This is a genomic window from Achromobacter sp. JD417 (assembly GCF_041879325.1).
Lineage (GTDB): Bacteria > Pseudomonadota > Gammaproteobacteria > Burkholderiales > Burkholderiaceae_B > Achromobacter > Achromobacter mucicolens.
On sequence record NZ_CP087159.1, the window covers coordinates 2,045,700 to 2,056,727 of the forward strand.

The 11,028-nt window shown below is 66.8% G+C and carries 10 protein-coding genes; 7 read left to right on the forward strand and 3 right to left on the reverse strand.

The window, feature by feature from the left end; all coding sequences use genetic code 11:
• Positions 1-20: 20 nt before the first annotated feature.
• Together LN047_RS09330 and LN047_RS09335 are read right to left on the reverse strand one after the other, a co-directional pair.
• A complete protein-coding gene (locus LN047_RS09330) occupies positions 21-1,301 on the reverse strand; it encodes a TRAP transporter large permease (protein ID WP_373981572.1) in 1,281 nt (426 codons plus the stop codon).
• A gap of 65 nt (positions 1,302-1,366) precedes the next feature.
• Entirely contained in the window at positions 1,367-1,924 is a 558-nt protein-coding gene (locus LN047_RS09335) for a TRAP transporter small permease (RefSeq protein ID WP_056315847.1), read from the reverse strand.
• 130 nt (positions 1,925-2,054) lie between these two features.
• Here LN047_RS09335 and LN047_RS09340 point away from each other — a divergent pair, with 130 nt between their 5' ends.
• On the forward strand, positions 2,055-3,080 hold the full coding sequence (locus LN047_RS09340) for a LacI family DNA-binding transcriptional regulator (RefSeq protein WP_373981573.1): 1,026 nt from the start codon (positions 2,055-2,057) through the stop codon (positions 3,078-3,080).
• Here the strand turns inward: LN047_RS09340 and LN047_RS09345 are convergent.
• Complete coding sequence (locus LN047_RS09345) at positions 3,077-3,685, reverse strand: TetR/AcrR family transcriptional regulator (RefSeq protein WP_373981574.1); 609 nt, start codon at positions 3,683-3,685, stop codon at positions 3,077-3,079. The genes LN047_RS09340 and LN047_RS09345 overlap by 4 nt on opposite strands.
• Positions 3,686-3,824: 139 nt before the next feature.
• Between LN047_RS09345 and LN047_RS09350 the strand changes: the two genes are divergently transcribed.
• The 6 genes from LN047_RS09350 to LN047_RS09375 are packed head-to-tail and all read left to right on the forward strand — an operon-like array spanning position 3,825 to position 11,025.
• Positions 3,825-5,618, forward strand: a complete 1,794-nt coding sequence (locus LN047_RS09350; protein WP_373981575.1) for an ABC transporter ATP-binding protein — start codon at positions 3,825-3,827, stop codon at positions 5,616-5,618.
• Complete coding sequence (locus LN047_RS09355; protein ID WP_373981576.1) at positions 5,612-7,366, forward strand: ABC transporter ATP-binding protein; 1,755 nt, start codon at positions 5,612-5,614, stop codon at positions 7,364-7,366. Before LN047_RS09350 ends, LN047_RS09355 begins: the two co-directional genes overlap by 7 nt.
• Positions 7,366-8,307, forward strand: coding sequence for an ABC transporter permease (locus tag LN047_RS09360; RefSeq protein ID WP_223575091.1), 942 nt, complete (start codon positions 7,366-7,368; stop codon positions 8,305-8,307). The genes LN047_RS09355 and LN047_RS09360 overlap by 1 nt, the downstream gene beginning before the upstream one ends.
• Positions 8,307-9,254: an iron chelate uptake ABC transporter family permease subunit gene (locus tag LN047_RS09365; protein WP_373982119.1), complete on the forward strand. Its 948-nt coding sequence runs from the start codon at positions 8,307-8,309 to the stop codon at positions 9,252-9,254. Before LN047_RS09360 ends, LN047_RS09365 begins: the two co-directional genes overlap by 1 nt.
• Positions 9,251-10,027, forward strand: a complete 777-nt coding sequence (locus tag LN047_RS09370; protein WP_223575094.1) for an ABC transporter ATP-binding protein — start codon at positions 9,251-9,253, stop codon at positions 10,025-10,027. Before LN047_RS09365 ends, LN047_RS09370 begins: the two co-directional genes overlap by 4 nt.
• The gene (locus LN047_RS09375) at positions 10,024-11,025 is read left to right on the forward strand and encodes a siderophore ABC transporter substrate-binding protein (protein ID WP_373981577.1); all 1,002 of its coding nucleotides are present in this window, start codon (positions 10,024-10,026) and stop codon (positions 11,023-11,025) included. Before LN047_RS09370 ends, LN047_RS09375 begins: the two co-directional genes overlap by 4 nt.
• Positions 11,026-11,028: the final 3 nt, after the last annotated feature.

Genomic DNA, 11,028 nt, shown 5'->3' on the forward strand with positions numbered 1-11,028 from the left:
TCGGGGGTTTGTAATTGCCGCTAGTGCATCCAGCGTGCGGGTACGGTGATCAGTTCGGGGAAGATCACCAAAAGAACCAGCAGCAGCGTGTAGGCCACGACATAGCGCCACACCCCTCTGCAGATGGTTTCCATATTGATGCGGGCCACACCGCATACGACGTTGAGCACCGTGCCGACCGGCGGGGTCAACAGGCCCACGCTGCCGACCATGACGAACATGACGCCGAAGTAGACGGGGTCGATGCCGGCCTTGGTGACGACGGGCATCAGCACGGGGCCGAGAATCAGGATGGTCGGCGTCAGGTCCATCACCGTGCCCACGAGCGTCAGAAGGATCAGCAGCGCGAACATCAGCAGCTTGGGCTGGTCCATGACCGGTTCCAGGAGAGCGATGAGATCCTGCGGCAGGTCCGCCAGCGTGATCATGTAGGACGACACCATGGCGGCTGCCACGAGGAACATGACCACAGCCGTGGTGCGGGCGGCGTTGATGAAGAGCGGACCCAGGTCGCGCCAGCCGATCTCGCGGTACACGAAGATGCTGACCAGCAGCGCATACACGGCGGCGACGACCGCGGCTTCGGTGGGCGTAAAGATGCCGCCGCGCAGCCCGCCGATGATGATGACTGGAAGGAACAGCGCCCACAGCGATCCGCGCAGCGCTTTCAGACGGTTGGACCACGGCTCGCGCGGCGAGGGCGTGATGCTGCCGTGCCTGCGCGCCACCCACGTCCACACCGCCACCAGCGTCAGCCCCATCATGAGGCCCGGCGCGATGCCGGCGAAGAACAGCTTGGTGATCGACACATTGGTGGCGACGCCGAAGATGATGAACGAGATCGATGGCGGAATGATGGGCGCGATGATGCCGCCCGAGGCGATCAGGCCGGAAGCCTGCCCCGCGTCATAGCCTTTTTCGCGCAGCATGGGGATCAGCAGTGACCCCAGCGCCGCGGCGTCGGCCACGGCCGAGCCCGACAGCGATGCCAGCAGCACGCTGGCGAAGATGGCCACGTAACCCAGGCCGCCCTGGATGTGGCCCACAAACGTGTTGGCCAGGTGAACGATGCGGCGCGATATGCCGCCGGCATTCATCAATTCGCCGGCCAGCATGAAGAGCGGCACCGCCATCAGCGTAAAGCTGTTGGCGCCGGACAGCATGTTCTGGGCAAGAAGCTGGGTGTCGTAGAAATCCAGCTGGAACATCATGACGATCGCGCTGATGATAAGCGCGAAGGCGATCGGCAGGCCCAGGGCAATCAGCCCCAGCAGCACGACTAGGAAGACGGTCAGGATCATTGCGGGTATCCGGGCGGATGGATGTGGGGCGGGGGGGGCGCGTGTTGGGGCGGGTGAGGGCCGGGTCAGACCAGCGGGTCTTCCGGACTGGATTCCGCCGGCAGCGGACCGCCAGCAATCACGCGGACCAGGTCGACGACCGTCAGGATGCCCATTGCCACCGCGGCATACAGCCCTGCGGCGTTGAACACGGCCTGGGGCATGCCGGTGACAGGCAATACGGTGTCAAGGCCGATGACCGTCTGGACCCAGCTGCCTTCGGCCATCAGCCACAGCACCCACAGGATCATCAGCTGGCAGGCAATATGCGACACCCGGCGCGCGCCCGGGCCAAAGCGTTCCACCAGCATGGTCACGCCGATGTGCTGGTGCTCGCGCAGCGCAATCACCGAACCCAGGAAAATCATCCAGACGAACGCCAGGCGCGAGACCTCGTCCGAGACGTTGATGCCGGAGTTAAAGAGATAGCGCAGCGCCACGTTGCCGAACAGCAGCACGACCATGATGACCAGACAGGCGACCATCAGCCAGGTCTGTAGCGCAAAACACCAATCCGCGGCGCGGGCCAGCGGCGAGCGGCCCGGACGCGATGGCCCCGGCCGCCCCAAGGGGGAAGCTTGCATGTTTGTCTCCTCTCCGTTTGCCGGAGTTTTTTTAGCCGTTTGATGTGGATCATGTTAGCGCTAACATTTTTGCTTTGGCAAGCCCCTTTTTTTCGGTCAGACTACGCGCTTGCATTCACCGCGAGGGTCCATGTCCATCCGCAAACCTCGAAGCTCGCGCGCCGGCCGCGTCACCATGCAGGACGTCGCGCGGCGCGTGGGCGTCAGCGCGATCACGGTATCGCGGGCGTTGCGCACGCCCGATAAGGTGGGCCAGGATCTGCGCCAGCAAATCGCGCGGGTGTGCCAGGAACTGGGCTACGTGCCCAACCACGCCGCCAGCGCGCTGGCGTCGGCGCGGTCGCAGACCATCGTGGTGCTCATTCCGTCGCTCAGCAACGTGGTGTTCGTGGACATCATCACAGGCATCAAGGAAGTGCTGGATCAGCACGGCTACCACATGCTGATCGGCGTGACGGGCTATTCGCCGGACGAAGAAGAAGCGCTGCTGCGCAAGTATCTGCAGCATTCGCCCGACGGCGTGGTCCTGACCGGCATCGACCACAATCCGGGCGTCTGGGAACTGCTTCGCGCGCAGGCGATTCCCACGGTGCACACGATCGAAACGCTGGAAGGCAGCGAGGACATGAGCGTCGGGTTCTCGCAGTTCGACTCGGGCTACGCAGCAGGCCGCCATCTGGTCGAACGCGGTTACCGCCGCATCGGCATCATCGGCGCGCAGCTGGATCCTCGGTCGCTGCGCCGCTGCGAAGGATGCCGGCAGGCCTTGCGCGACGCGGGGCTGTACGACGCCGCCCTGGAAATCATGACACCGGAAAAATCGTCGATCAGCCTGGGGGCGTCGTTGATCCAGGATCTTCACGCGCGTCATCCCGACTGCGACGCCGTGTTCTTCTGCAACGACGACTTGGCGCAAGGCGCGGTGTTCCAGTGCGGCCGGGATGGCGTGCGTGTGCCGGAACAGATGGCTATCGTCGGCTTTCATGACTTCCCGGGCACGGCCTGGACCACGCCGCCGCTGTCCACCATTGCCACGCCCCGCTACCAGATCGGCCTGTCAGCCGCGCAACTGCTCATGCAGCACCTGGCGGGCGAACCCGTGCCCGCGCGGCACGTGGATCTGGGTTTTACGTTGGTCCAGCGCGAAACCAGCTAGGCGCCATCCAGCATGGCCATCAGGCCGATGATGAGCGCCTGCATGCCCTGATCCAGTTCCACTTCCATCTCGGATTCCTCCGCCGCGCGCGCGGCGTCGACGACCGGCTCCAGCCCTGCCACCGAATACACCGTGTCTGCCACCGCAAGGCCGTGAAACGCCACGGTCGCCAGCAGGATGCGCGACTGGTCCTTCGAGATGCCATAGGCGTCGGCAATGTGGCGCTGATGCGCATCTATCTTCTCCAGCATGGACGGCGTGGCCGCCAGTCGCCGGATCACGAAGGGCGTCACGCCCGGGTGCGCCTTGACGAACTCGCGCACCGACGTCGCGAATACGGTCAGGTAGTTCTTGAGGTCGCCGCGATCGTTGCTACAGGCCTGCGGAATCTGCCACCGCTTGAAGATTTCTTCGGCGACCAGGCGCTTTAGCGCTCCAAGGCTGGGCACGTGCTTGTACAGCGCCATATGGCTGACGCCCAGCGCTGCGGCCACACCGACGAACGTGATGTTGGGCAGACCCACCGCGATGCCGGCGTCGGCGATCCGCTCGCGAGTGATGGTGGGAGGGCGTCCCCGCGCGGGGCGGCGCTCTGACGGCTGCATGTGTGATCCCTGTTTTGGCGTCGGCGATCCCCGCACTTTAACCTGTCCCGCAATTATTTAGTTTATTGCAATGCAACTATTTCAGAATTTAGTTTATAGTGATGCAAATAATTATCAACTCCGTCCTGGTACTTTATTCATGAGCACTTCCGGAGCCGCGCCGGCCCCTCCTCGACAGCCCGGCCCGCTCAGTCTGGTGTTGTCCCCCATCCGCGGACAACTGGTCGCCGCGACCACGCTTGCCGCACTGGGCACGACGCTCACGCTGGCGCCACTGGCCGCCATCGCGCACATTGCCCGCCTCGTTCTGGAAGATCCGGAGTCAACGGTTTCGGGTCCCGCCATCTGGTGGACCGTCGCCGCCGCCGTTGCATGCATGCTGAGCGGCATGGCATTGGTTTCGGCCGCCGAGCTGACCGCGCACCTGGCCGACAACCGGATCACGCATCACCTGCGCCTGGCCGGCGCGCGACGGTTGGCGCAAGTGCCGCTGGGCTGGTTCACGGACCGGGCGTCGGGCGAGGTCAAGCTGGCGCTGCAGGACGATATGGCGACCTTGCACAGCCTGACCGCGCATTTCTTCACGGCGGTGGGGCGCGCCGGCGGCGCCATCGTGGCGTCGGCGGTCTACCTGGTCGCGCAGGACTGGCGTCTCGCCATCGTGGCCCTGCTGCCGTTTCCGGGCTTCTTTCTCTTTCTGCGCCGGGCCATGAAGGCCGGCGGCGCGAACATGCCGGTGTTCGTCGAACGCCTGGGCCGCCTCAACGGCGCGACCGTCGAATTCGTCAACGGCATGCCGGTGGTCAAGGCGTTTGGTGATGCCGGCAAGGCGCATCGCGGCTACCGGGACGCCGTGGACGGTTTTGCCGCGGCCTTTGCCGACTTCACCCGGCCATTGGTCGCGGCGATGGCGCGAGCCCATGCGCTGATCGCGCCAGTAACGGTCCTGGGCGTGGTGCTGGCCGGGGGCGCGCTGTTCGTGGCGCTGGGCTGGATGGCGGCGGTGGACGTGCTTCCGTTCGCGCTGGTGGCGCCGGGCGTCTGCGCGCCGATGCTGCTGCTGCACACGCTGTTGCACGATCTGGGCAGCGCCACGGGCGCGGCGCAGCGGGTGCAGGCGCTCTTGAATACGCCCATTCTGGAGACCCCGCCGGCCGGATGCGGACACCGCCCGGAAGGCCATGAAGTCCGGTTTGAAAACGTGGGCTACCGCTACGGCGACGGCCACGAAGCCGTGTCCGGCATCACTTTCACGTTGGCGCCCGGCACGGTGACCGCAATCGTCGGCCCATCCGGCGCGGGTAAGTCCACGCTCGCCCGTCTGCTGGTGCGGTTCTTCGACCCGGCGCAAGGGCGCATCACGCTCGGCGGCGCCGACCTGCGCCAGATCGAGAGCGCGCAGCTCTACCGGCGCATCGGCTTCGTGCTGCAGGAGGTGCGGCTGATCCAAGCCAGTGTGCGCGACAACATCGCGCTGGGCCGGCCGGACGCCAGCCAGCACGAGATCGAAGCCGCCGCGCGGGCCGCCAACATTCACGAGCGCATCCTGGCGCTGCCGCGCGGCTACGACGCGGTAATCGGCGAAGACGTGCAGTTGTCGGGCGGCGAACGCCAGCGCGTGAGCATCGCGCGCGCCGTCCTGCTGGACCCGCCCGTGCTGGTGCTGGACGAAGCCACGGCCGCGGCCGATGCCGGCAATGAGGCGGCGGTGCAGGAAGCGCTGGCGCGCTTTGCCAAGGGACGCACACTGATGGTGATCGCGCACCGGCTGGACACGGTGGTTCATGCGGATCGCATTCTTGTCCTGGAAGACGGGATCATCACCGAACAGGGGCGGCACAACGCGCTGCTGGGGCTGGGCGGCACCTACGCGCGGCTTTGGGCGCAGGGCGGTCATGCAATGGGCCGGGCGCAAGAGGAGCCGGCATGCTGAAGACCATTGCGCGCCTGCTGGGCAACGAAGTGCATCTTCTGCGCCGCTACGGGTGGCTGGCCGTCGCCTATGGCCTGGCCTGCGGGCTCACCATAGTGGCCGCTGCGCCGCTGCTCACGTATCTGCTGACCGGCGAGGCGCGGCAGGCCGGCCCGTGGCTGGCCGCGTTGCTCGCGGGGGTGGCGTGCTGCGGGGCGCTGCGCCTGCCGGTCGAGCGGGCAGGCGTGCGCGTGGGCGTCGCTGTCCTGCAAGCCGGCCGCCATCGGCTGGGCGACCATGTGGCGCGCCTGCCCGTCGGCTGGTTCACGGCGCAGAACACCGCGCGTCTGACCCATGTCGTCACGCAGGGCATGATGACCGTGGCCCAACTGCCCGCCCACGTCTTCACGCCGCTCATCGCGGGCGTGGCGGCGCCCCTGGTGCTGGTGGCCGCCCTGTTTGCGCAGCATTGGCTGCTGGGGCTGATTGCATTGGCCGGGCTGCCGCTGCTGGCGGGCGTGCTGGCGCTTTCCGCGCGCCTGGCCGGGCGCGCCGACGCGGCGTTTCACCAACGCTTTGCCGAAACCAGCCAGCGCGTGGTCGAGTTTGCGCAGGCGCAGTCGGTGTTGCGCGCCTTCAGCGCCGAAGGCGGCGGCATGCGGCACTTCGAGCAATCCCTCGACGCGCAGCGCAAATCGGGCGCGCGTCTGATCTGGCGGTCGGCGGCCGCCGCCGTGCTCAACGTCTGGGCGGTGCAAGCAGTCTTTGCCGCCTTGCTGATTGCAACCACGCTATGGCTCAACGGCGTGCTGGACGCCGGCGCGGCGTCCGGGCAAGTGGTGGCCGCCATTGTCGCGATGCTGCTGGCGGCCCGCTACATCGATGGACTGCTGGAGGCCGCCGGCTATGGCGAAGTCCTGCGCGGCGCGCGCGCCCAGCTTGAAGCGATTGATGCGCTGTTTGCCGTCGCGCCGCTGCCGGAGCCCGCCGCGCCGCAGGCGCCGCGCGACGCGTCCATCGAATTGCGCGACGTGCGCTTTCGCTACGCGCACGTCGCGTCGGACGTGCTGCGCGGCGTCAACCTTCGCATCGCGCCCGGCAGCATGGTGGCGCTGATCGGCGCGTCCGGGTCCGGCAAGACGACGCTGGCGCGGCTGATTGCGCGTTTCTTCGACGTGAACGAGGGTAGCGTGCACGTCGGCGGGGTCGATGTGCGGCAGATCGCCAGCGCACAACTGGCCGGCCAGATCAGCCAGGTCTTCCAGGACACCTACCTCTTTGCGGGCAGCATCGCCGACAACATCCGCGCCGGCCGGCCCGGCGGCAGCGATGCCGATGTCCTGCGAGCCGCGCGCGAAGCGGGCGTGGACGAGATTGCCGCGCGCCTGCCGCAGGGCATGGACACGCCGGTGGGCGAGGGCGGCGCACGGCTGTCGGGGGGCGAGCGCCAGCGCATCGCCATTGCTCGCGCGCTGATCAGCCAGGCGCCCATTCTGCTGGTGGACGAGGCCACCGCGGCGCTGGACGCGGGCAATCAGGCGGTCATCGCCGAGACGCTGGCGCGCCTGCGCGGCACGCGGACGCTGGTGGTCATTGCGCATCAGTTGTCGACGGTGGCGATGGCCGACGCAATCGTCGTGCTGGAGGACGGTCGGATCGTCGAGGCAGGGGCCCCGGCGGCGCTGCGCGCCAGCAACGGACGATATGCGCAGTTCCTGGCGCAGCGCAAGGCCGCCAAGGGCTGGCGCATCGCGGGAGACTGCGTTTGATGCGTGCGGGGTGTTTGGCGCTGTTCGTCGTGCTGTGCGGCGCGTCCCTGCTGGTCGGGGCGCGGCAGTTGGGGTGGGCGCAGCTGTTCACGCTGTCGGGCGACGCGTGGCTGACGCTGACCGCCAGCCGCCTGCCGCGGCTGGCCGCGCTGGTGCTGACGGGCATCGGCCTGTCGGTGTGCGGGGTGATCCTGCAGCACATTGTGCGCAACAAGTTCGTCGAACCCGCCACGTGCGGCGGGCTGGACGCCGCCAAGCTGGGCATCCTGGTTGCGCTGACGGTGGCGCCGTCGATGGGGCCGGGCGGGCGGATGGCGTTTGCGCTGGCGTTCTGCTTTGCCGCCAGCCTGGCCTTCGTCATGATCGTGCGCCGCATCCGGTTCAAGAACACGGTGCTGGTGCCGGTGATGGGGCTGATGTTCGGCGGCGTGCTGAGCGCGCTGGCCGAATTCCATGCCTATCGCAACAACATCCTGCAAAGCATGCAGGGCTGGCTGCTGGGCGACTTCTCGAAGGTCGTGCAGGGCAACTACGAGATCATCTATCTCATCCTGCCGATCGTCGCGCTGACGTATCTGTACGCGCACCGCTTCACTGTGGCGGGCATGGGCGAGGACATGGCCGAGAGCCTGGGGCTGAACTATCCGGCCACCGTCGCGCTGGGCCTGACGCTGGCGGCGGTCACGGTGTCGGCCACGGTCATCACGGTGGGGGCGATTCCGTTCGTGGGGTTGGTGGTGCCGAATCTGGTCGCGCTCCACTACGGCGACAACCTGAGCCGCACGTTGCCCGTCGTCGCGCTGGGCGGCGCGTCGCTGCTGCTGGTCTGCGACATCCTGGGACGCGTGCTGATCCATCCGTTCGAAGTGCCCATCGGCCTGACGGCGGGAGGCGTGGGCGGCGTGCTGTTCCTGGCGCTGATTGTCTGGAGGCATCGATGATGCGCGCGGCTTCCCGACACGTCGTGTGGTTGGCGGTCATCGCGCTGTCCGTGGTGTTCCTTGTGTTCCGGTCGGGCCTGGATTTCGACTACGTCATTCCCAAACGCCTCGCGCGGCTGGCGGCCATGATCATCGGTGGCGTCTGCATCGCCTGGTCGTCGATCGTGTTCCAGACGCTGACCGGCAACCGCATTCTCACGCCCGCCATCATGGGCTACGAGGCGGTGTACCTGCTGCTGCAGTCCGTGATGATCCTGACGCTGGGTACGCAAAGCCTCGTGCTGCTGGGGCCGAACGGCAATTTCCTGCTTTCGGTGCTGGTGATGCTGGCGTATTCGTGGATACTGCATCGATGGCTGTTTCGGCAGAGCGGGCAGAACGTGTATTTCCTGCTGCTGGTGGGGCTGGTGCTGACGATGGTCATCGGCACCTTCACGCAGTTCGTGCAACTGAAGACGAGTCCGGGCGAGTTCTCCATCCTGCTCGGCTTCACCCAGGCCTCGTTCGGCAAGGCCGAGCCCGCGCAACTGCTGGCATCCGCGGCCGTTGTTGCCGCAGTGTGCCTGGCTGGGCGCAGGCAGCTGTCCACGCTGGACGTGCTTTCTCTTGGGCGTGAACAGGCCATGTCGCTGGGCGTGGACCACGCGCGCGTCGTGCAACTGCACCTGGCTTTGATCGCCGTGCTGGTCGCCGTCTCTACCGGCCTGCTGGGACCCACGGCGTTCATGGGCATCTTTGTCGCCAACACCGCCTACGCGCTGGCCCGCTCGCGCCTGCACCGGGTCACCTTGCCCACCGGCTGCGCAATGGCCATCGGCATCTTCATCCTGGCCCAGCTCGCTGTCGAGCACGTCTTCAACTACAAGACCACCGTCGGCATCCTGGTGAACCTGGTCTGCGGCGGCTGGTTTCTCGCGCTCATGGCGCGTACGCGGGGCCCCGCATGATCACGACCAGAAATCTGACGAAAAGCCACGGCGCAAAGACCGTCCTGCGCGACGTGAGTCTGCAGTTCCCCGAAGGCAGACTGACGTCGCTCATCGGCCCGAACGGCGCGGGCAAGTCCACGCTCCTGATGATGATGGCGCGCTTGCTGGAACCGACGCGGGGCGGCATTTTCATTGGCAATCGCAGCGTGGCAGACATGCGCCGCCACGATTACGCGCGGCGCGTCGCCACCCTGCGCCAGTCTCCCGACTTCAACCTGCGGCTCACGGTCGAAGACCTGGTGGCATTTGGGCGCTTTCCCTACAGCCGCGGCGCTTTGACGGCGCGGGATAGGCAGGCGATCGACGAGGCCATCGCGTTCCTGTCGCTGGAGCCGCTGCGCCGCAACTATCTGGACGAACTGAGCGGCGGCCAGCGGCAGATGGCGTTCATGGCCATGACCATCGCGCAGCAGACAGATTGCCTGCTGCTGGACGAGCCGCTGAACAACCTGGATATCCGCCACGCCGTGCAGATCATGCGCGCCCTGCGCCGCCTGTGCGACGCGCACGGCCGCACGGTGATCCTGGTCGTGCACGACATCAACTTCGCGGCCAGCTATTCCGACCACGTCGTCGCGCTGAAGGACGGGGCGCTGCAATGCGCGGGCGCGGTGCACGAGGTCATGACCGAAGACCGGCTGCGCGAACTGTACGGGCTGGACTTCGAGATCACGCAGGGCGATCGCGGTCGCCTGTGCAACTACTTCAATCCCCCTGGAGAACTGAAATGATCCTGTCGCACTGGCCGAGGGCGCTGCTGCTAGCCGCCGCGATCGCCGCAACGGCCGCGCTGCACGGCTGCGGCCCGGCCACTGATGCGTCCACGGCTGGCGCCGCGGCGCCGGCCGCCGCCCCGTCACAGAACGCCTATGCGCCCATCACCGTCAAGCACAAGCTGGGCGAGACCGTGATCGCCCGGTTGCCGCAGCGCGTGGTGGCGCTGGACATGAACGAAGTCGATTTTCTGGACGAGCTGGGCGTTCCTCTCGTGGGCATGCCCAAGGACTTCGTGCCGCACTTCCTGGCCCGCTACCGCGACGCGCCGGACGTGCAGGACATGGGCGCAATCGTCCAGCCGAACCTGGAGCGGGTGCATGCGGCGCGACCGGACCTCATCCTGATCACGTCGCTGCAGGCAAACCACTACAAGGAACTGAGCCAGATCGCGCCCACCATCCACTTCGACGTGGACTACCGCGACAGCCAGGCCGACCATATCGAGATCGTCAAGGACCATCTGCTGACGTTGGGGCGCATCTTCCGCAAGTACGACCTTGCCCGCCAGAAGGCCGCCGATCTGGACGCCAAGGTGGAGGAGGCGCGCGCGCTGATCCGCGACCGCCCTGAGACGGCACTAGTCGTGCTGCACAACAACGGCGCTTTCAGCTCGTTCGGCGTGCAATCCCGCTACGGCTTCATCTTCAAGGCGCTGGGCGTGAAGCCGGCCAGTCCGTTGGCTGATGGCGGCCTGCATGGCCAGCCGATCTCCAGCGAGTTCATCCAGCAGGCGAACCCGGGCATCGTCTACGTGGTCGACCGCACGGCCGTGATGGAACGCCGGCCGGCGCTGAACGCCGAAACGCTGGGCAACCCGCTGCTGCGTCAGACGTCCGCATGGCGCGACGGCCGCGTGGTCTTTGCCGACGCCGAAGCGTGGTACGTCACCGCTGCCAGCGTGAAGTCGCTGCATCTCATGATCGACGAAGTCACGAGGCCTTACCGGAACTGATTT